The following is a 20,616-nucleotide window of genomic DNA, read 5'->3' as shown; positions in this document are numbered from 1 at the left end:
GCGCGCGCGCCGCCCAGCGCGCCCACCCTCGTGTCGCCGCCGACGGCGCCGTGATAGCGGATCCGATCGCCGTCGATGCCGGGTGCGACCTCGCGGTCGTGATAGCCGGCATCCTGGACGATCCCGTACATATCCAGCCGCCGCCCGCTCGCCCGCGCCGCCGCGATCGCTTCCTTCGGTCCCTTGTCGGGGTGGATGCGGCCGAAGAACAGCAGGTCGTCGCTGCCGCTCGGATCGAACGGGAAATCGTTGACCGGGATGCCGTGGTGGATCGTCGCGGCATAGCGCAGCGCCGGATATCGGTCGGCATCGCTGATCGCGACGTAGTGCACCCGGTCCTGATAGGGCTCGTACATCGGCAGGATGCGATCGGACGAAAAACCGTGGATCGTCGTCACGACCGGCGTCGCGACGAATGACGCGAAGGCGTGGGCGGGGAAATCGGCCTGGTTGTGGATGATGTCGAACCGGTCGGCCTGGCCGAAGACATGCGCCAGATGGCGATGCTCCCACACCTTTGCATCGATGCTCGGGTCCTCGGAATAGGGAGCGGGGACCACGCCGTCGAGCGTACCGGCGGTCTGGCTGTCGAGGGTCGCGAACAAGGTCACGTCGACGCCGCGCGCCACCAGCGCCTCCGTCAGCAGGCTGGTGACGAGTTCCCACGGGCCATAGTGGCGCGGCGGGGTGCGCCACGCGATCGGTGCCAGCATCGCGATCTTCATTGCAGGATCAGTCCTTCGTTAGCGCGCAGCTTGCCGGGCGTGGCCGGCGTGTCGAGCGTGGAGAGCAGCACGGCGCCCTGCCAGTCGATCGCGACGTCGGCGGCGGTCAGGTTGAGCAGGATCGTCCGGCTGTCGCCCTCGTACGTGCGTCGCCAGGCGAGGCAGCCGTCAGGCGCGTCGAGCATCGTCATCTCGCCGATCGACAGTGTCGGGGTCGCATGGCGCAGGGCGAGCAGCCTGCGGTAGAGCGACAGCATTGATTGCGGGTCATCCACCTGCGCCGCGACGTTGCGCGTCGGCCAGTCGGGGTTGAGCGGCAGCCACGGTTCGGTCGTGCTGAACCCGGCGAAAGACGACGTATCCCACGGCATCGGCGTGCGCGACCGGTCGCGGCCGATGTCGATGGTCGGCTGGCGCAGATGCTGCGGATCGCGGATGCGCTCGGGCGGAATGGGGACGTTGCCGATGCCGATCTCGTCGCCCTGGTACAGCGTCGGCGTGCCCCTGATCGTCAGCAGCAGCATGGCCGCGACCCGCGCCTGCGCCTCCCCGATCCGGGCGGCGATGCGCGGCGCATCATGGCTGCCGAATACCCAGTTCGGCCAGCCCCACGGTGGGAGCGATGCCAGATACTCAGTGATCGTCCGTTTCAGGACGGCGGCGTCCCATGGGTTCTCGATCAGCTGGAAATTGAACGGCAGGTGCACCTCCGGCCGCTCAGGCGTTCCGAACCAGCGGGCGTGCGCCGCGTTCGGCAGGAAGATCTCGCCGATCAGCACGCGTGCGCCATAACTGTCGGCAAGCGCGCGCATCTCGGCAGCGATCGCATGCGCCTCGGGCTGGTCGGTCGAATAGCGCTGGATGACCTTGTCGCGTTCGGTCCGGTCGGGCGTCCAGTCGGGGTTCGGCGGATTGTCGGGCAGCCCCTCGGCCTTCACGATGTGCCACAGCACGTCCATGCGGAACCCGTCGACGCCCCGGTCGAGCCAGAAGCGCAGGACATCGAACATCGCCGCGCGCAGGGCCGGGTTGCGCCAGTTGAGATCGGGCTGCGACTTCAGGAAGGCGTGGAGGTAATGTTGCCCGGTCGCGGCGTCCCATTCCCACGCCGATCCGCCGAAATCGCTGATCCAGTTGTTCGGCGGGCCACCGTCCGGGGCCAGATCGCGCCAGATATACCAGTCACGCCTGGGATTATCGCGCGATGACCGGCTGTCGACGAACCATGGGTGCTGGTCGGACGAATGGTTGGGTACATAGTCGAGGATCAGCTTCAGCCCGCGGGCATGGACCTCGGCGAGCAGGCGGTCGAACGTCGCGAGATCGCCGAACAGCGGATCGACATCGCAATAATTGGCGACGTCATAGCCGAAGTCGGCCATCGGCGACGGAAAGATCGGTGAGAGCCAGATCGCGTCGACGCCCAGCCCCGCGACATGGTCCAGCTTCGCGATGATGCCGGCAAGGTCGCCGACGCCGTCTCCGGTCGTATCGCGGAACGAACGGGGGTAGATCTGGTAGACGGTGCCGCTTTCCCACCAAGGGCGCGGCGCGGGGGGCGATCGCATGGCGGTCATACCCCTCGCACGCCCGAGGGTTCCCTGCGATCGCCTTAAGCCGCCGTCGCTGCGTAGAGGGCGATCGTCGCCGCCAGCAATTCCTGCATTGCGACCGCCCGCGCGTCCTGGGCGGAAATGAGCAGATCCTGCGCGTCGAGCAGCCGCTGGAGATCGACGTCGCCTTCCAGATACTGGCGCCGCGCGAGCGCGGTAGTGGTCCGGGCCTCCATCTCCACATCGGCCAGCAGCGCCTCGCGCTCGCGGGCGTGGCGGATCGAGGACAGCGCGTTCTCGACGCCGCGCAGTGCCTCCAGCACCGACTGGCGGTAGGCTTCGGCCGCCTCGCGCTGCTGGCCGAGACTGAGCGCGAGGTCGCCCTTCAATCGCGACCGGGCAAAGATCGGCGCGAGCAGGTCGTTGCCGATCCGCGCGAACGGCACCAGCGGGCCGATCCCGGCAGTGATTGCGACCAGGCTCGCCGACAGGTTGAGCGAGGGATAAAAGGCGCGGCGTGCCGCCGTCACGTCGCCGCCCGCCGCGCGCAAGCGAGCCTCGGCCGCGCGCACGTCGGGCCGTCGTTCGATCAGGATGGCCGGGGGCGGGGCGGCCAGCGCCGGCGCGGTCATGTCCTCCAGCACGCCCGTCTCGACAGTGAAGCCCGGGGCTTCGGCGCCGGTGAGGACCGCAAGCGATGTGCGCGTTTCCTGCAGCGCTTCCGACAGGCGGGTCTGTTCGGCGCGCAGCTGTTTCAGGCGGATCGCCTGCAATCCGACATCGACGCGCGTCGCGTCGCCTTCGCGCTGGCGGATGCGCATGATCCGGTCGAGCTCCGCGGCCTGCGCGATGCTCGAATCGAGCAACGTCATCCGCCGCGCCAGCGTTGCGCGCTGGACATAGGCGAGCGCAACCTGCGCTTCCAGCGCGATGCCCGCGGCAGCGCGGTCGAGTTCGGCGGCGCGCAATCGCCCAGCCGCCCCGCGTCGCAGGGCCCGATTGCGGCCGAACAGGTCAGGGTCGAAACTTGCGTCGATGCTGGCGAAGCTGCGGTCGAACGAGAACAGCTCGCGCTGACCGGGCAGGCGGGTGCCGTTCGGCTGGATCGCGGCATTGACGACGGGGAGAGCGGTCGAGCGCGCGGTCGTGAGCAGCCCCGCCGCCTGCTGGATGCGGGCATCGCTGGCGCGCAGCGTCGGGCTGTCGCGTCGTGCGGTCGCGATCAGCGCGTCGAGCTCGGGTGCGGCGAGCAGCGCGCCCAGGCTCCGGTCGGCGACGGTCGGCGTATCGGCAGGCAGGCGCGCGCTCCAGTCCTGGCTGTAGAGCGACGGTGGCACCGCCAGCCGCGCGGGCGGCGCGCAGGCGGACGTCATGCCGATGGCGATCAGCGACACATAGGAACGCGGGGTCATGGACCGCCCTTACCCCGCCGCCCCCTTACGAATGGTTTCCACGCCGGAAAGCCTGGTCGTTCAGGATTAACCCGGCCTTAGACATCGTGCTGCTAGGCCGCCCTACGGATGATCCATTCGAGCGGCGGGGCGCCTTGACCGATTCACTTTTCAGGCAGGAGGCGATCGACGCGCAGCGCCAGCGGCTGTCGGGCACCGTCGTCGCCGCGCTGCCGCCGTCCGCCCGCATCTATACCGGCGTTATTCTGATGGTCGCGCTCGCGATCGTGCTGCTGCTGGTCTTCGGCAGCTATGCGACCAACGCGCCCATCCGCGGCGTCGTCGCATACGACACCGGCGTCGCCCGCGTCTATCCGCGCAGCGCCGGTGAAGTGCGGCGCATACTTGTCCGCGAGGGCGAACAGGTCGCGGCCGGCGCACCGCTGGTCGAACTGGGCCTGGCGCAGGGCGAGCGCGGCCTGGCCGAACAGATCGCGCAGCTCGACCGCCAGATCGCCGAAATCGACCGCCAGCTCGGCATCGCCGAGGGGCTGGCGTCGAGCGAGACCGGCGCGCTGGAGGAGCAGCGCCGCGGACTAGCCGAAAGCGTGACCTCGCTGGAGCGGCAACGCGGCATCGCGCGCGAGCAGGTGGGCCTCGCCGAGAAATCGGTGACCCGCAGCCAGCGGCTCGCCAAGGAAGGCGCCGGCACCCAGCGCCAGGTCGATGCCGCGCGCGCCGAATTGCTGATGCGGCGCAGCGAAGTCGAGAACCTGACCGAGCGGCTGATCACGGCGCGCAGCTCGATCGCCGACCTGGGCATCAAGCTGTCGCAGGGCGGGCTGACGTCCGGCAAGGCCGCGTCGCAATTGCGCAACGAACGATCGACGCTGATGACGCAGCGTGCCGATCTGGTGCGGTCGGATCACATCGTGCTGACCGCGCCGGTCGCCGGGCGCGTTGCCGACTTGATCGCCGAGCCCGGCCGCCATGCCGCGCCCGATACGTCGCTGGTGACCGTCGTCCCCGATGGTGGCACGCTGGAGACGTGGTTCTATGCCCCGACCCAGGCGGTGGGCTTCGCGCGGCCGGGGCAGGCGGTCCGCCTGCGGTTCGACGCCTTTCCCTATCAGAAATACGGCTCGGGCCGCGGTGTCGTCACCGATGTCTCGCGCGTGGCGGTCGATCCGGCGGCGGTCGATCCCGCGCTCGGCATCAAGGAAGCGAGCTTCCGCGTGCGGGTGCGGATCACATCGATCGGCTCGGCGCCGGCAACCGCGGCCGGGGTCCGGCCGGGCATGACCGTGTCGGGCGATCTGATCCTCGAACGCCGGCCGCTCTGGGCGCTCCTGTTCGCACCGATCCGTGAAAGCCTAATCCGATGAGCCTCGACTGGTTGTCCGCCCGCCGGATGCAACCCGTGTTGCAGGCCGAGGCTGCCGAATGCGGCCTCGCCGCGATCACCATGGTCGCCGAATATCATGGCCACCGCGTCAACCTGGCGAGCCTGCGCCTGCGTTTCCCGACGTCGATCAAGGGCGCGACGCTCGAACAGCTGATGGCGATCTCGGCCGAGCTGGAACTGGCACCGCGTCCGGTGCGGCTGGAACTGGAGGAGCTGCCCGAGCTTCAGCTGCCGGCGATCCTGCACTGGGATATGAAACACTTCGTCGTGCTGGAGGCGGTGAAGCCCGGCAAGTCGGCGACGATCCTCGACCCTGCCGCCGGCCGGCGCATCCTGCCGCTGGGCGAAGTCAGCAAGCATTTCACCGGTGTCGCACTGGAACTGGCGCCCACCGCATCGTTCCGGCCGATCGAGGCGCGTCGCCGCACGCGGCTCAGCGACCTGTGGAGCCGGATGACGAATTATCGCGGCGCGCTGGTGCAGGTGGTCGCACTGTCCGCGGTGATGCAGTTCACTGCGCTGCTGACGCCTTTCTACATCCAGATCGCGATCGACGACGCGTTTCCGCAGGCGGACAGCAACCTGCTGCTGCTGCTGATGCTCGGCTTCGGGGCGATCTATGTGCTGGGCGCGGTGACCCAGGCGTTGCGCGAATGGGTGATGCTGTCGCTCGGCCAGTCGCTGTCGTTTCACATGGGCGGCAACGTCGTCCGCCACCTGATCCGCCTGCCGCTGGCATATTTCGAGCGGCGCCACATCGGCGACCTGATGTCGCGGATCGGATCGATCCAGCCGATCCAGCAATTGCTGGCACAGGGGATCGCCAGCGTCGTGATCGATGCGGCGCTGGTCGTCACCACCATCGTCGTGATGCTGTTCATCAGCCCCGTCCTGACCGCCATCGTGATCGTATCGACCGCCCTCTACATCGCACTGTCGCAGGGCATGTATCCGGCGCTGCGGCGGCGGTCGGAAGAGGAAATCCACGCCCGCGCCGGCGAGGAAAGCTATCTGATGGAGACGATCCGCGCGATCCGCTCCGTCAAGATCCATGGTCACGAGGCGCAGCGCGAGGGCGGGTGGCGCAATCGCTACGCCGATGTCATCCGTGCGTCGTACAAGACCCGCCGCTTTGCCATCGGGCTCGACCTGGGCGAGGGGCTGTTGTTCAATCTCGCGCTCGTGCTGTGCATCTACATCGGCGGGTTGCAGGTCATCGGCGGTGCGCTGACCGTCGGTACGCTGCTTGCCTTTCTGTCCTATCGCGGCAGTTTCGCGGCGAGCGCGGTGTCGCTGGTCGACCGGTTCCAGGAATGGCGCCTGATCGGGCTGCACCTCGACCGCCTCTCCGATATCGTGACCGAGACGAAGGAAGACTTCCCCGCCGCCCCGCGCCGCGACCTGCTGGCAGGGCCTGCGATGCGGATCGAGCATCTGACCTTTACCTACGATCCGACGTCGCGCCCCGTGTTAGACGACATCGACCTGACGATCCCGTCGGGCGCGTTCGTCGCCGTCGTGGGGCCGAGCGGCGCGGGCAAGACGACGCTGATGCGCGTCCTGCTCGGCCTGCTGTCGCCGGGCAGCGGTACGATAACGATCGATGGCGTGCGGTTGACCGCGGCGACGATGGCGCCGTGGCGCGCGCGGATCGGCGCGGTCATGCAGGACGACTGCCTGCTGACGGGCACGATCGAGGACAATATCGCGTTCTTCGATGCCTCGGCAAAGCCGGAGGACGTGGTACGTGCCGCGATGCTGGCCGAAATCCACGACGACATCGTCGCGATGCCGATGGGGTATCGCACGCTGATCGGCGACATGGGTGCCGCTTTGTCCGCGGGGCAACGCCAGCGCGTGATGCTGGCGCGCGCGCTCTTCCGCGACCCGGACGTGCTGTTCCTGGACGAGGGAACCGCGAACCTGGATCCGGAGACCGAGGATCGCATCGCCGACATGGTCGCCGGCCTGCCGATCACGCGGATCGTGATCGCGCATCGCCCGGCACTGATCGACCGGGCGGAAATCGTCATCCGCGTCGCGAACGGGCGAGCCGTCGTCGAACGCAGGGTCATGCCGCAGCGAGCGGCGATCGGGTAAGGAAAACGGGGCCGTCCTGTCCGGCCGGCCCCGATCAAATCAGCAGCCCTTGCGCGGCTTGTACTTCGGCTCGCACTTCGGCGCCGGATCGCACTTGGGGGCGGGCGCGCACTTCACCGGCTTCGGCTGGTAGCAGAACAGACGCGACAGCAGGCCAAAGGTGCCGCCCGAAACGGCGGTGAGTTCGGTGGTACGAAGATCGCGCATGATAGGCTCCCTGTGATCTCGACCGATCCCGTTCGGTCGATGTGGGAGTATCTAAGCGCGCGAATCGGCAGTTGTCCCAGGTTAAGAAATCGCCCGTCGTCCCGATCCGAAACGCTTTGTTAACCCTTCCTCACGTGGTGGAGACTTCGCGCAAGCCGCCGCCAAGTGCGGTGTAGAGCGACACGTCGTTCTGCAACCGTGCACTGCGCAATTGGAGCAGCTGCTGTTCGGCACTGAACAGGCTGCGTTCGGCATCCAGAACTTCGAGATAGATGGCGAGGCCGTTGTCGTAGCGCAGTCGTGCGACACGGACGAGGCGACGCTGCGCCTCGATCGCGTTCGTCTGCGCGACGATTTGCTCGGCATAGCGGCGCCGCGCGACGAGCGCGTCGGCGACTTCGCGAAAGGCGGTCTGCGTCGCCTTCTGATACGCCGCGACCAGCTCGTCGGCCTGCGCCTTCGTCAGCGCGATGCCCGCGCTGCGCTTGCCCCAGGTCAGGATCGGCTGCGTGGCGTTTGCGCCGACCCGGTACTGTACCGAGTCGCCGGAGACCAGGCTGCCGAGCGCGGGCGAGATGAAGCCGAGCAGGCCGGTCAGCGAGATCGTCGGCAGGAACGACGCGCGTGCAACGCCGATATTCGCATTTGCCGCGCGCAGCCGTTGTTCGGCCTGGAGCACATCGGGACGATTGGCGAGCAACGCCGACGGCAGGCCGGGCTCGATCGCGACGAACTGGCCGGGATTGGACAGCGGCCGCGCGGCCGGCAGCGGACCGGCGATGGGCCCGCCTACCAGGACGGTCAGCAGGTTTTCCGCCTGCGCGGTCGTGCGGCGCAGCTCGGCGAGCTGGGTTTCCGCCTGGGTCACGAGCAGGCGGCTCTGGTCGAAATCGACCGTCGAGGTGACGCCGGCATCCATCCGCTTGCGCGCGATCGTGACGGCATCGCGCCGACCGATCAGCGTCCGCTCGGCAAGTGCGATCTGTTCCTCGCCGGCGCGGATTTGCAGATAGGTGGCGGCGACCTGCGCGACGAGCGAGATGCGGAACGCGCGTTCGGCCTCGACGGTCGCGAGATATTCGCGACGCGACGCTTCCGCGGTGTTCCGCAGCCGGCCCCAGAAGTCGAGTTCGTAGCTCGCCACCTGCACGCCCAGCGAATATTGCGTGAAGGTGAAACTGGTCGGCGTCTCTGCGGTGCCGCCCGTGCCGGTACCGGTGCCTTGGTCGGTGCCCGTGGTGGTGGTCGGGAAACCGAGCGCGTTGAGCGGCTGGCGCGTGCGCGTCACCCCGGCGACGCCCTCCACCTGGGGCAGGCGGTCGGCATCGGTGATGCGGTACTGCGCGCGCGCCTGTTCGATCCGCGCGACCGACTGGGCGAGATCGCGGTTGTTGGCCAACGCGGCGGCGATGTACGTCTGCAGCCGCGGATCGCCGAAGAACTCGCGCCAGCCGATGTCGGTCGCTGCCCGTGTTCCCGTCGTCGCCTCCGGAAAGGCGGGGGCGACGGGTGCCGTGGGCTGGACGTACTTCGGCGCGAAGTTGCAGCCGGCGAGCGTGGCGAGGCCTGCGAGCAGGATGGCCTTACGCATGGGCGGGGGTTCCTTCCGAACGGTCGTCGCGCGGGGGCAGAGGGGTATCGTGATCCGCCGCCACCGACGTCGGGGCCTTGCGCGACAGCCAGCGTCGCGCCGCGAAGTAGAAGACGGGGGTGAAGAAGATGCCGAACAGGGTGGCGGTGATCATGCCCCCCATCACGCCGGTGCCGACCGCGTGGCGGCTGGCGGCACCCGCACCGCTGGCGATGACCAGCGGCACCATGCCCAGGATGAAGGCGAGCGACGTCATCAGGATCGGGCGCAGGCGCTGGCGCGATGCCTCCAGCGTCGCTTCCCGAACCTTCTCGGTACCTTCGCCCTCCTGATGCTCCTCGTCCTCGATCGCGAATTCGACGATCAGGATCGCGTTCTTCGCGGCCAGGCCGATGATCGTGATCAGCCCGATGTTGAAGTAGACGTCGGCCGACAGCCCGCGCAGCATGGTGAACACCACCGCGCCCAGCACCCCGAACGGCACCACCAGCAGCACCGACAGCGGGATCGCCCAGCTGTTGTAAAGGGCGGCCAGCAGCAGGAAGACGACGACCAGCGACAGGGCGAGCAACAGCCCGATCTGGCCGCCGGCCTGCTTTTCCTCATAGGCCGTGCCGGTCCATTCGTAGCTGAAACCGGGTTTGAGGACCTGGCTTGCGATCTTTTCCATCTCCTTCAGCGCGGCACCCGACGACTGACTTGGCGCCGCCTGGCCCGAAATCGTCGCCGACGGATAGCCGTTGTAGCGCTGAAGCTGCGTCGCGCCGGATTCCCATGCCACCTTGGTAAAGGCGGAGAAGGGGACCATCGACCCTTGCGCATTGCGGACGCGCAGCGCCAGCACGTCCTCGGCCTTCATCCGGCTCGGCGCATCGGCCTGGAGGTAGACGCGCTGGACCGTGCCCTGGTTGGAGAAGTCGTTGGCGTAGGCCGAGCCGAAGCTGATCGCGAGCGTCGCGTTGACGTCGGCGATCTGTAGGCCCAGCGCCCGCGCCTGGACGCGGTCGATATCAACGTACAGCTGCGGTGACGGTGCCTGTCCTTCGGGCCGGATACCCGCCAGCACCTTGTTCTGCGACGCCGCGCCCAGGATGGCACCCACTGCCTGCTGGAGCCCGGCCGGATCGTTGCCGACGCGATCCTCGATCTTCATCGAGAAACCGGTCGCATTGCCGAGCGCCTGGATCGCCGGCGGGTTGAGCGCGAAGATCGTCGCCCCCGTGATCCCGCCGGTCGCGCCGAACGTCTTGCCGATCAGCGCGTTGACCGAATTCTCGGCGCCAGCACGATCTTCATAAGGCTTCAGCATCACGAACGAGAGCGCCGCCGACTGACCCTGGCCGAAGAAGTTGAAGCCGATGACCGAGAACATCTTGCTGAACTGCGGCTGCTGGAACAGGAATTCCTCGGTCTGCTTGACCGCGGCCTGGGTCCGCTCCGCCGTCGCGCCGACCGGCGCGTCGTAGCTGATGACGTAGTAGCCCTGGTCCTCCTCCGGCAGGAAGCCGCCGGGCAGGTTCATGAAGAGCAGCGCGGTAACGCCCAGGACCGCCAGAAAGACGGCCAGCCAGCGCACCGGGCGCGACAACATCGTGCCGACGCCGCCGATGTAGCGATCCGTCGCGTTCGAGAAGCGGTCGTTGAACCAGTTGAAGAACCGCTGCGGATAGCCGCGCCAACCGGCGCGGGGCTCGGGCGTCGTGCCGGGCTCGTGCTTGTGGGGCTTTAGCAACGTCGCGCACAGCGCGGGCGTCAGGGTCAGCGCCAGCACGGCCGAGAAGAAGATCGAGACGGCGAGCGTGACCGAAAACTGGCGGTAGATGCCGCCGGTCGATCCAGGGAAGAACGCCATCGGGATGAACACCGCGATCAGCACCAGCGTGATGCCGATGATCGCGCCGCGGATCTGCCCCATCGCCTTGATCGTGGCCTGGGCGGGCGGCAGCCCTTCCTCGGCCATGATGCGTTCGACATTCTCGACGACGACGATCGCGTCGTCGACCAGGATGCCGATCGCCACCACCATCGCGAACAGCGACAGCGTGTTGATCGAGAAGCCGAATGCCCACAGCCCCAGGCACCCGCCCGCCAGCGCGATCGGCACGACGATCGCCGGGATGATCGTCGAACGCCAGTTCTGGAGGAACAGGAACATGACGAGGAAGACGAGCAGCATCGCTTCGACCAGCGTGTGGATCACGTTGTCGATCGAATTCGCGATGAACGGCGTCGTGTCGTACGACACTTCCCAGGTGATGTCCTCCGGGAAGGTGCGCTGCAGCTCGCGCATCCGTTCGCTGACCGCGTCGCGCGTGGCGAGCGCGTTGGCGCCGGTTGCCAGCTGGACGGCGACGCCGGCGACTTCCTTGCCGTTCAGCGTCGATTTGAACTGGTAGTTGTCGGCACCGATCTCGACCCGTGCGACATCGCCTAGCCGGACGGTGGAGCCGTCGGTGTTCGCCTTGATGATGATCTGGCGGAACTGCTCGGGCGTCTGGAAGCGGTTCTGGGTGACGATCTTCGCGGCGAAGTCGGTCCCCGGCGTCGTCGGCTGGTCGCCGATGCCACCGCCCGCGGTCTGGCTGTTCTGTTCCTGGACCGCCAGCAGCACGTCCGATGGCGACAGGTTGAAGCCCGCCAGCTTGTCCGGATCGAGCCAGATGCGCATCGCCTTTTCGGACGAGAAGAGCTGCGCGTTGCCGACGCCGGGCACGCGGCGGATTTCGTTGACGATCTTGGTTGAGGCGAAGTCGCCCAGCTCCAGCGCGGGCGTCTTACCCGTCTTGGACTGGATCGACAGCACTTCGAGGAAGCCGGCCGAATTGTCGGTGATCTGGATGCCCAGTCGGCGGACATCCTCAGGCAGGCGCGGCTCGGCACGGTTCAGGCGGTCCTGCACCTGGGTGCGCGCGACGTCCAGGTCGGTGCCCGAATTGAACGTGACGACGATCTCGCCCGTGCCGTTCGCCCGGCTGGTCGATGCCATGTACAGGAAATTGTCGACGCCGTTCAGCTCGCGCTCGATGACGGCGGTAACGTTCTTGTCCATCGTGTCGGCGTCGGCGCCGTTGTAATTGTAGGTCAGCGTCAGCGACGGCGGCGCGACCGAGGGATATTGCTCGATCGGCAGGTTGAGGAGCGCCATCGTGCCGAACAGCGCGACGAAGGCGGCGATGACCCAGGCGAAGACCGGGCGGTGAACGAAGAAGCTGTCCATGGCGATTACTTCTTTGCCGGCTGCTGCTGGGGCTGGGCGCCCTTGGGAGCGGGATCGCCCTTGACCTGGACGCGCGCACCCGGGGGCATCATCGCCAGCTTCTGCCAGCCGTCGCTGATGACGCGTTCGCCTGCCTTCAGGCCGGATTTGACGAGCCAGGTCTTACCGACCTGGCCGGCAAGCTGCACCGGGCGTGGCGCGGTCGAGCCGTCGGCGTTGACCACCACGACGCTCGCGCCGCGCTCGCCGAACTGGATCGCACGCGCCGGGATCAGGATGCCGTTGGGCGCCGTGCCGATCGCGATGCGGCCGCGGACGAACTGGCCGGGGACCAGCAGGCGCTCGCCGTTCGGGAACACCGCGCGCAGCACCTGCGTACCGGTCTGCGGATCGACCGAGGGGGCGGCGAAGTCGAGCGTGCCGACGGCGCCGTAATCCTTGCCGTTGGCGAGGACCAGGCGGACCTCCACCTGGCGCAGCGGCTTCAGGTCGGTCTGTCCCCCGCGCTCGTTCGCCAGCAGGTCGAGCAGCGCGGTGTTGGATTCGGTGAAGGTGGCATAGATCGGCGAGGGCTGCTCGACCGTCGTCATCAACGTGCCCTGCGTCGCGCTGACCAGCGCGCCTTCGGTCACCTGCGCCCGCCCGACCCGACCCGAAATCGGGGCACGGACGGTCGTGTAGTTGAGCTGCAACTGCGCCCGCGTCAGCGCGGCACGGGCCTGTGCGACATCGGCGGAGGCGGAGCGCAGCGTCGCGTTGGCCGCATCATATTCCTGCCCGCTGACCGCGCGTTCGTTGACCAGCGGGGTGTAGCGGCGGACGACCGACTGCGCGTTGGCCTGCGCCGCCTGCGCCCGCGCCAGCGCTGCTCGCGCCTGCTCGACCGCAGCGCGCAGGTCGCGTTGGTCGATGGTGAACAGCGCCTGGCCGGCACGGACGTCGGAGCCTTCGGTGAACAACCGCCGTTCGACGATGCCGTCGGCACGCGCGCGAACCTCGGCGGTGCGCACCGCCTCGATCCGGCCGGGCAGCTCGACGATGTTCGGGACGGTCTGGGTCTGGACGGTCACTGCCTCGACGAGCGTGGGCGGCGGGGCGCCGCCGGGCGCGCCGCCCGTGGCACCGCCACCGGGGGCATCGGCGCCGCCGCCACAGGCAGCAAGCGCGAGGAAGGCGAGGATCGAAATCGAGCTACGGAAGCGGTTGGGCACGGGATGTCTCCGGGGGTGGCGGCCGGGAAGGGGGGTAAGCGGTACGAAATCGTGTGATGTCAGGGCGACGCGCGGGTCATCGCTATCAGCGCGTCGCGGACGTCGGCCGATACGTCGGCGCCCCCCGCGGGCGATCGCATCGTCGACAGCCAGATGCCGTCGGCGGCGAGCCGGACGATCCGGCACGCGGTGTTGTCGTCGGTCGCGGCATGGCGATGCACCTGCCCCTCGACCCAGGATGCCCAGCGGTCCTGCAAGGTCGGATCGGCGATCATCGACAGGCACAGCGCGTGCGACGAAACCGACTCGCGGATGCAATGCTTGACGAACACGCCGTTCAGATAGGCGCGGGTGAAGCGGCCGTGCGGTTCGGGATCGTCGGCCATCTCGGCATCGATCGATGCCGCGGCATAGGCGGTCATATCGTCGAGCACGCCGTCGATCAGCGCGCCCTTGGTCGGGAAATGGTGGAAAAGGCCGCCCTTGGTCACGCCGGCTGCGCTGGCGACGCCGTCGATCGTCAGGCGCGCCGGCCCCTTTTCCGCGAGCATCGCCATCGCCGCGTCGATGATCGCAGCACGGACCCCTTCGGGATCCTTTTTTCGTTCATAGGCGTTTGGCGGACTCAAGCGAAAATTCGATCTACCGGTGTTGATACCGACCGTCCGGTATCTTTCGCGTTGTCACGCGTCAAGCGCTGTTCGCAAGTGCAGCAAATAGCGGGATTTTCCGGCGCGACGCGGCCGGTCAGCGAATCGCCAGCGCGGCGCCGACCGCCGCAAACCCCAGCATCACCAGCGTTACGCAACCGATCAGGATCAGCGGGCGCGACCCCATCTTCATCAGTTGCGGCAGCGGCGATCGGATCGCGGTTGCCGCGACGGCGCAGGCAAGCATCGCTCCGGCGAGCGTCTCGGCGCCGTGGACCACGACCGGCGGGATCACGCCGGTCGAGTTGATCCCGGCGACGACGAAGAAGCCGATGACGAACCACGGCACGCCCTGGCCGCCCGCGGCACGCTCGCTCTTGGGCAGGAACAGCGCGAGGACGGCGAGCACCGGGGCGAGCAACGCAACGCGGGTCAGCTTGACGATCGTCGCGATGCGCCCGGCCTCGGGCGAATAGGAATAGCCTGCGCCCAGCGCCTGCGCGACATCATGGATCGCGCCACCCAGCAGGAAACCGGCACGCCCGTCGGAGAAATGCGCGGCGTGCGCGAGCATCGGATAGACGACCATCGCGGTCGCGCTCATCGCCGATATGCCGATCAGGACCAAAGTCAGCTGGGCCTGGCTGATCCGCCGCGTGCTGAGCGTGGTCGCGACCGCGAGAGCCGCCGACGCGCCGCAGATCGCGACGGCGCCACCGACCAGCATCCCGAACCACTGGTCGTAACCGAACCGCTTGGCCAGCAGTACGGCGAGCGTTATGGTGCTGGCGACGACCGCGACGATCGCCAGCAGCGCGGGCAGGCCCAGATCGGCGATCTGCCCCAACGTCACTCGCGCGCCGACCAGCACGATGCCCCAGCGCAACAGGTCGCGCGAGGCGAAGCCGAGTCCGGGATGGAGCCGCTTGTCGGCCGACAGGAAATTGAGCGCCAAGCCGATCAGCAGCGCCATCAGCGTCAGCGGTGCGCCGTAGCGGTCGGACAGGAACCCCGCCGCCAGCGTCGCTGCCATCACCAGCGCCAACCCCGGCAGATGCTCCCGCCACCCGACGCGCGGGCCCTCCACGATATCGCCGAATAGGTCGGCGGCCATAGGGTAGGAACGGGGCGTCTGGGTCACGCGAGCGGCGTTATCAGGTGGAGCGGGGTTTGGGCAGGGGGTCGCTGCGATCCGACTGCTTCACATCACCGGCGGAAGGCGTCCAGGTCGATCCCGTGCCGCGCGACCTTGTCGTAAAACGTCTTGCGCGGGATGCCGAGGTCGCCGAGCGCTGCGGCCACGCGGCCGGCATGACGCCGCAATGCCGCCGCGATCAGGTCGGCCTCATACGCGGCGACGCGGGTCGGCAGGTCGGCGCTCTCCGGGGCACGCGGCGAGTCGGGTGCGACACCCAGGACGGCGTCGAAGGCGAAATTGCGCAGCTCACGGACATTGCCCGGCCAGTCATGGTCGCGCACGCGGCGGCTGACGGTGTCGGTCAGCACGAAGTCCAATGGGCCGAGCTGCGCCTGCGCCTCCTCGACGAAGGCGGCGAACAGACGGAACGCGTCCCCATCGCGTTCACGCACCGGCGGCACGCGCAGGCGGACGGAATCGAGGCGGTAGAACAGGTCGGTGCGGAAGGTACCGGCGGCGACCGCGGCGGTTAAGTCGATCCGGGTCGTGGCGATAACCCGCAGATCGACGGTGACGGGGCGCGCCTCGCCGATCGGCTGGACCTCGCGTTCCTCGATCACGCGCAACAGCCTCGCCTGCACGGACAGCGGCAGGCACTCGATCGCGTCGAGCAACAGCGTTCCGCCGCTGGCGGTCACGATCAGGCCGTCGCGCGACAGGCGTGTGTGGGGGACGCTATCCGCGGCATGGCCGAACAGCACGATGTCGGCGACTCCGTCGGCGAGCGCCTCGCAATCGACCGTGACGAACGGCTTGCCGCGGCGCGGACCCTGCCGGTGGAGCAGGCTGGCCACCAGGTCCTTGCCAGTCCCGGTTTCGCCCTCGATCAAGACATCGATGTCGGCGGTGGCCAATTGCGCTATCGTCGCGCGCAACCGGACCATCGCCGCGCTGTCGCCGATCAGCGGGCTGCCGGACTGCGCGGCTTCGGCCTCGGCCTTCAGGCGGCGGTTCTCGACAACCAGCCGGCGCCGCTCGATCGCGCGGTCGATGCTGGCGGTCAGGTGATCGACGGCGAACGGCTTGGTTAGGAAGTCGAAGGCGCCGCGGTGCAGCGCGGACACCGCCATCGCGACATCGCCGTGGCCGGTGATCAGGATGACCGACAGGTCGGGGTCGGCCGCGCGAACGCACTCGAGAAAGGCCAGGCCGTCCATCCCCGGCATCCGGATGTCGGAGACGATGGCGCCGGCGAAGTCCGTCGGGATCGAACCCAGCGCAGCGCGCGCGTCGCCATGCGCCTGGACCCTATAGCCCGCCAGTTCGAGCGCCTGCGTCGTCGCGAACCGCAGTGGCTCGTCATCCTCGACGAAGATGACGTCAGTCATCGCGCGACCTTCAGCGTGAGGACGAAACGGGCCCCGGGACCGTCCGGGGCCAGCGCCAGTTCGCCGCCGAATTCGCGGGCGATATCGCGCGCAATCGCCAGACCCAGTCCGAGCCCGGCGGGCTTGTTCGAGGTAAAGGGCGTGAACAGCGCATCGCGGATGTCGTCCGCGACGCCGGGCCCGGTGTCGGCGATGGTGACCGTCATGGTATCAACGCCCGCCGTTGCGGTGATGACGATGTGCCCCGCGCCCTCGCCGATCGCATCGAGCGCGTTCTGCACGAGATTGACCAGGATCTGCTCGATCCGCACGCGATCGCCGGCGAGCCGGGTCTCGCGCGCCGCGTCGGCGGCATCAACGGTTATGCGCCCGCGGGCGCGTTCGCCGATCAGGATCAGCGTGCCGTCGATGACGTCCGCCAGCGTTGCGGTGCCGCCCGCCGGCGTGCGCTTGCGCGCAAAGCCGCGCAGTTCGGCGGTTATCGTGCCGATCCGGTCGGCGAGCCCGACGATGCGGCGCAGATTGTCTCGTGTGGCGTCGGGCGAGCCGCGATCGAGCAGGATCGCACCGTTTTCGGCAAAGGTGCGGATAGCAGCGACCGGCTGGTTGATCTCGTGCGCCACGCCGGCGGTGATCTGGCCCAGCGTGCCGAGCCGATTGGCCTGCGCCAGTTCCTCGCGCGCGGCGCGGTAGCGGCGGTCGGTATCGGCGCGCTCGTCGGATTCGACGCGGAGCCGGTCGTTCGCCTCGCGAAGCTCCGCGGTCCTGGCCGCGACTTCGCGTTCCAGTCGCGCATGGGCCTGGCGCTGCAAACGCCGTCGCTCCGTCGCCCGAATGGCGATGGCTCCGACGATGCCGGCGAACAGCGTCGCGCCGAGGCCCCACAGCAGTGCCAGCGTGCGCGCCGCGGCGAGCGCAGGAGCGAGCGGCGTCAGATGGATCAGGCGCGCACCGGCGATCGGCGCGGCGACAACGCCGATACGATAGCGATCCGCCCCGGCGATGGCGGTGCGTCCGGATACCACCAGCGGGGCAGGGAGCGGCGGGGCGATGCCGAACTGGAGCGTCCGGCGCGCGGCTGCTGCGACCGCCGGCGCGACCGGGCCGATCGAGCGGAATCGCCAATCGGCGCGGCTGGTGATGAGGAGGACATTCTGCGGACCGACAACGAAGCTCGCGCCCGAGGAGCGCGCCCACGCCGCCTCGACCGCCCCGAACTCGACCTTCACCACCACGACGCCCAGCGCGCGGCCATCCGCGTCCACGCGACGCGCGAGGTAGAAGCCGGGGCGGCCGGTGACGGTGCCTAGCGCAAAGAGCTCGGACGCGCCGCGCCGCATCGCATCGCGGAAATAGGGGCGGAAGCTGTAGTTCTGGCCGACGAAGCTGGTCCGCGCGCGATAATTGCTGGCGGCCACCGTGCGCCCGCGCGCGTCGATGACGTACAGGTTCGCGGCATCGGTGCGCATCGCAAGCTGTTCGAGCTGCGCGTTCAGCCGGGCTTGCGATGCCGCCGATCCCGTTATCGCGGCGCGGACATCGGGGAATTCGACAAGCACCAGCGGCAGCAGGCGGAATTTCTGCAACTCGCTGGCCAGCAAGGCGGCATGGGACCGCGCCGTCGCCAGCGCCGTCGTGTCGGTCGCCCGCGTCGCACGCGCCCGCGACCAGCGATCACCAGCCAAAGCCGCGAGCCCGAGCAGGGCAGCGACGATCAGCGGCAGGGCGATCCAGCGGCGGGAGGTGAGGCGACTCGGCATCTGTGCGGATATTCGCACAGAATGCGTGCGGTGCACCTGCTTTTCCCGCAACGCAATCACCGGCGTAGCATCAATCCGTACCATAACATCCAGCAAAAACAATGAGATAGCGGTCGATCGAACGCGACTTGGCCGGGTCGTCCAAGCCGCGATACACTCGTTGCCAGGCCGCGGTGCGCAGACATCGCAAGTCGAGAGGATGTATGATCGCGATCCCAGACCGTTCGCCGGATGCGGAAGCGCTCCGCAAGGTGCCCTTCTACCGCCACCTCTATTTTCAGGTGCTCGTCGCCATCGCGCTCGGTGTGACGCTGGGGGCGGTTTGGCCGGAGACGGGGGCGGCGCTGAAGCCGCTCGGAGACGGCTTCATCAAGCTGGTGAAGATGGTGATCGCACCGGTCATCTTCCTGACCGTCGTCACCGGCATTGCCGGGATGCGCGAACTGACCGCGGTCGGGCGTGTCGCGGGCAAGGCGTTCGCCTATTTCCTGTTCTTCTCGACGCTGGCGCTGATCGTCGGGCTGATCGTCGCCAACGTCGTGCAGCCGGGGGCGGGGATGAACGTCGATCCCGCGACGCTCGATAGCAAGGCGATCGCCGATTATGCGAGCAAGGCGCACGACACGACGCTGACCGGGTTCCTGCTCGAGATCATCCCGACGACGATGCCGTCGGCGCTGACCTCCGGCTCGATCCTCCAGACGCTGTTCGTCGCGATCCTGTTCGGCATTGCGCTGAGCCTGGTCGGCAAGCCGGCCGAACCTGTGCTCGAATTCCTGGAGCGGATCACGCTGGTCGTCTTCCGCCTGGTCGGCATCCTGATGAAGGCCGCCCCCGTCGGCGCGTTTGGCGCGATGGCGTTCACCATCGGCAAGTACGGCCTCGCGAGCCTCGCCAACCTGGGCGCGCTGGTCGCGACCTTTTACCTTACCTCGCTGATCTTCGTGCTCGGCATCCTCGGCCTCGTCGCCTGGGCGCATGGCTTTTCGATCCTGAAGCTGATCGCGTATCTGAAGGCCGAGCTGCTGCTGGTGCTCGGCACGTCGTCGTCGGAAGCCGCGCTGCCCAGCCTGATCGGCAAGCTCGAGCGCGCCGGCTGCGACAAGGGCGTCGTCGGGCTGGTCGTGCCGACCGGCTATTCGTTCAACCTGGACGGCACCAACATCTATATGACGCTGGCCGCGCTGTTCATCGCGCAGGCGACGGGGATCGAACTCAGCTGGGGCGAGCAGGCAGCACTACTGGGCGTCGCGATGCTGTCGTCGAAGGGCGCCGCAGGCGTGACGGGCGCCGGCTTCATTACGCTGGCCGCCACGCTCAGCATCGTGCCGTCGGTGCCGGTCGCGGGCATGGCGCTGATCCTGGGCGTCGACCGCTTCATGAGTGAGTGCCGCAGCCTCACCAACTTCACCGGAAATGCGGTCGCGGCGATCGTGGTCGCGCGCTGGGAAGGCAAGCTGGACCGCGCGCGGCTGGATGACGTGCTGAACAACCGCCGCGTTTCGGACGCCGAGACGATCGACGAAGACGACGCGCTGGTGACCGTGCCCGCTGCCTGACACCTGCCGAATACCAAAGACAAAACAAAAGATTAGGGGAGAGATCATGACCAAGACCATCACCGCCCTCCGGGCGGGATCGGGGCTGCTTGCCCTCGTGACGGCCGGTATCGCCAGCGCGCAGACCACGCCTGCGCCGCAGACGACCGAAACCGTCCCCGGCATCGCCGCCGCTACCGCGCAGGACGACAGCCCGGCCGAACCGACGCAGGATGTGGTCGTGGTCGGCACCCAGATCCGAGGCGCCAGCACCACGGCGGCGCTGCCCGTGACCGTCGTCGACGCCAACCAGATCGAGGCGACCGGTGCGTTGAGCGGCGACGAACTGTTCCGCGCCATCCCGCAGGCTGGCGACGTCACCTTCAACGAAGCAAACAATCCGCAGACGTCGAACGCGGCGCGCGGGGATGTCAATTCGATCAACCTGCGCAACCTGGGCGTCGGTAACACGCTGGTCCTGCTGAACGGCCGGCGTCTGGTCCAGCACCCGACATCGCAGGCCGGTGATGGCAACGTGCCTGTGCTGGGCTTCAATTCCAACGCTCTGCCGGTCGCCGGGATCGACCGTCTTGAGATCCTGCGTGACGGCGCCGCCGCGATCTACGGCGCGGATGCGGTCGCGGGCGTGGTCAACACAGTCACCAAGAGCAACGTCAACGGCGGTCAGGTCGATCTGCGCTATGGCGGCGCGGAGGGCACGCATCGTCGCGAGTTCCAGGCG

General features: G+C 68.2%; 14 protein-coding genes and 1 pseudogene. 4 read left to right on the top strand and 11 right to left on the bottom strand.

Going from position 1 to position 20,616, the window contains the following annotated elements:
• From ASE86_RS09490 to ASE86_RS09480, 3 genes and pseudogenes are all read right to left on the bottom strand, one after another.
• A pseudogene (locus ASE86_RS09490) lies at positions 1-725 on the bottom strand (glycosyltransferase); the annotation flags it as partial.
• A complete protein-coding gene (locus tag ASE86_RS09485) occupies positions 722-2,293 on the bottom strand; it encodes an alpha-amylase family glycosyl hydrolase (protein ID WP_200911500.1) in 1,572 nt (523 codons plus the stop codon). The gene ASE86_RS09485 and the pseudogene ASE86_RS09490, both read right to left, overlap by 4 nt.
• A gap of 44 nt (positions 2,294-2,337) precedes the next feature.
• Positions 2,338-3,690 carry a TolC family protein gene (locus ASE86_RS09480; protein WP_056425134.1) on the bottom strand — a complete coding sequence of 451 codons (1,353 nt, stop codon included), beginning with the start codon at positions 3,688-3,690 and terminating at the stop codon, positions 2,338-2,340.
• A gap of 134 nt (positions 3,691-3,824) precedes the next feature.
• On the opposite strand from ASE86_RS09480, the gene ASE86_RS09475 reads away from it, so the two are divergent.
• Both ASE86_RS09475 and ASE86_RS09470 read left to right on the top strand, forming a co-directional pair.
• Positions 3,825-5,054 carry an HlyD family secretion protein gene (locus ASE86_RS09475; RefSeq protein WP_056425127.1) on the top strand — a complete coding sequence of 410 codons (1,230 nt, stop codon included), beginning with the start codon at positions 3,825-3,827 and terminating at the stop codon, positions 5,052-5,054.
• Complete coding sequence (locus ASE86_RS09470; protein WP_056425124.1) at positions 5,051-7,174, top strand: peptidase domain-containing ABC transporter; 2,124 nt, start codon at positions 5,051-5,053, stop codon at positions 7,172-7,174. Before ASE86_RS09475 ends, ASE86_RS09470 begins: the two co-directional genes overlap by 4 nt.
• A 39-nt stretch (positions 7,175-7,213) precedes the next feature.
• Here the strand turns inward: ASE86_RS09470 and ASE86_RS15970 are convergent, their stop codons facing one another.
• The 8 genes from ASE86_RS15970 to ASE86_RS09435 all read right to left on the bottom strand — a co-directional run bounded on the left by ASE86_RS15970 (position 7,214) and on the right by ASE86_RS09435 (position 18,336).
• Entirely contained in the window at positions 7,214-7,381 is a 168-nt protein-coding gene (locus ASE86_RS15970) for a hypothetical protein (protein WP_156347084.1), read from the bottom strand.
• A 130-nt stretch (positions 7,382-7,511) separates the two neighbouring features.
• Positions 7,512-8,972 (bottom strand): efflux transporter outer membrane subunit, encoded by a 1,461-nt coding sequence (locus ASE86_RS09465; protein WP_056425121.1) that lies wholly within the window; start codon positions 8,970-8,972, stop codon positions 7,512-7,514.
• The gene (locus ASE86_RS09460; RefSeq protein WP_056425114.1) at positions 8,965-12,189 is read right to left on the bottom strand and encodes a multidrug efflux RND transporter permease subunit; all 3,225 of its coding nucleotides are present in this window, start codon (positions 12,187-12,189) and stop codon (positions 8,965-8,967) included. Before ASE86_RS09460 ends, ASE86_RS09465 begins: the two co-directional genes overlap by 8 nt.
• 5 nt (positions 12,190-12,194) lie before the next feature.
• On the bottom strand, positions 12,195-13,400 hold the full coding sequence (locus tag ASE86_RS09455; RefSeq protein ID WP_056425111.1) for an efflux RND transporter periplasmic adaptor subunit: 1,206 nt from the start codon (positions 13,398-13,400) through the stop codon (positions 12,195-12,197).
• A gap of 59 nt (positions 13,401-13,459) precedes the next feature.
• Positions 13,460-14,029 (bottom strand): TetR/AcrR family transcriptional regulator, encoded by a 570-nt coding sequence (locus ASE86_RS09450; RefSeq protein WP_056425108.1) that lies wholly within the window; start codon positions 14,027-14,029, stop codon positions 13,460-13,462.
• A gap of 118 nt (positions 14,030-14,147) precedes the next feature.
• Positions 14,148-15,164, bottom strand: coding sequence for a YeiH family protein (locus tag ASE86_RS09445; protein WP_056425105.1), 1,017 nt, complete (start codon positions 15,162-15,164; stop codon positions 14,148-14,150).
• Positions 15,165-15,256: 92 nt separating this feature from the next.
• Positions 15,257-16,576 (bottom strand): sigma-54-dependent transcriptional regulator, encoded by a 1,320-nt coding sequence (locus ASE86_RS09440; RefSeq protein WP_056425102.1) that lies wholly within the window; start codon positions 16,574-16,576, stop codon positions 15,257-15,259.
• The gene (locus ASE86_RS09435) at positions 16,573-18,336 is read right to left on the bottom strand and encodes an ATP-binding protein (RefSeq protein WP_056425095.1); all 1,764 of its coding nucleotides are present in this window, start codon (positions 18,334-18,336) and stop codon (positions 16,573-16,575) included. Before ASE86_RS09435 ends, ASE86_RS09440 begins: the two co-directional genes overlap by 4 nt.
• Before the next feature lie 203 nt (positions 18,337-18,539).
• On the opposite strand from ASE86_RS09435, the gene ASE86_RS09430 reads away from it, so the two are divergent.
• Both ASE86_RS09430 and ASE86_RS16480 read left to right on the top strand, forming a co-directional pair.
• A complete protein-coding gene (locus ASE86_RS09430) occupies positions 18,540-19,895 on the top strand; it encodes a dicarboxylate/amino acid:cation symporter (protein WP_056425094.1) in 1,356 nt (451 codons plus the stop codon).
• 46 nt (positions 19,896-19,941) lie between these two features.
• Positions 19,942-20,616: TonB-dependent receptor plug domain-containing protein (locus ASE86_RS16480; RefSeq protein ID WP_235524031.1), on the top strand; the 675-nt coding region annotated here is incomplete at its 3' end.

This window comes from Sphingomonas sp. Leaf33 (assembly GCF_001421785.1).
Lineage (GTDB): Bacteria > Pseudomonadota > Alphaproteobacteria > Sphingomonadales > Sphingomonadaceae > Sphingomonas.
Note: the sequence above shows the minus strand (reverse complement) of the source record. Positions and strands in the feature narration are given on the sequence as shown.

Coding starts and splice junctions, on each gene's coding strand:
- ASE86_RS09445 (WP_056425105.1), bottom strand. CDS start 15,164: ATGGCCGCCGACCTATTCGGCGATATCGTGGAGGGCCCGCGCGTCGGG.
- ASE86_RS09465 (WP_056425121.1), bottom strand. CDS start 8,972: ATGCGTAAGGCCATCCTGCTCGCAGGCCTCGCCACGCTCGCCGGCTGC.
- ASE86_RS09460 (WP_056425114.1), bottom strand. CDS start 12,189: ATGGACAGCTTCTTCGTTCACCGCCCGGTCTTCGCCTGGGTCATCGCC.
- ASE86_RS09435 (WP_056425095.1), bottom strand. CDS start 18,336: ATGCCGAGTCGCCTCACCTCCCGCCGCTGGATCGCCCTGCCGCTGATC.
- ASE86_RS09440 (WP_056425102.1), bottom strand. CDS start 16,576: ATGACTGACGTCATCTTCGTCGAGGATGACGAGCCACTGCGGTTCGCG.
- ASE86_RS09470 (WP_056425124.1), top strand. CDS start 5,051: ATGAGCCTCGACTGGTTGTCCGCCCGCCGGATGCAACCCGTGTTGCAG.
- ASE86_RS15970 (WP_156347084.1), bottom strand. CDS start 7,381: ATGCGCGATCTTCGTACCACCGAACTCACCGCCGTTTCGGGCGGCACC.
- ASE86_RS09485 (WP_200911500.1), bottom strand. CDS start 2,293: ATGCGATCGCCCCCCGCGCCGCGCCCTTGGTGGGAAAGCGGCACCGTC.
- ASE86_RS09430 (WP_056425094.1), top strand. CDS start 18,540: ATGATCGCGATCCCAGACCGTTCGCCGGATGCGGAAGCGCTCCGCAAG.
- ASE86_RS09480 (WP_056425134.1), bottom strand. CDS start 3,690: ATGACCCCGCGTTCCTATGTGTCGCTGATCGCCATCGGCATGACGTCC.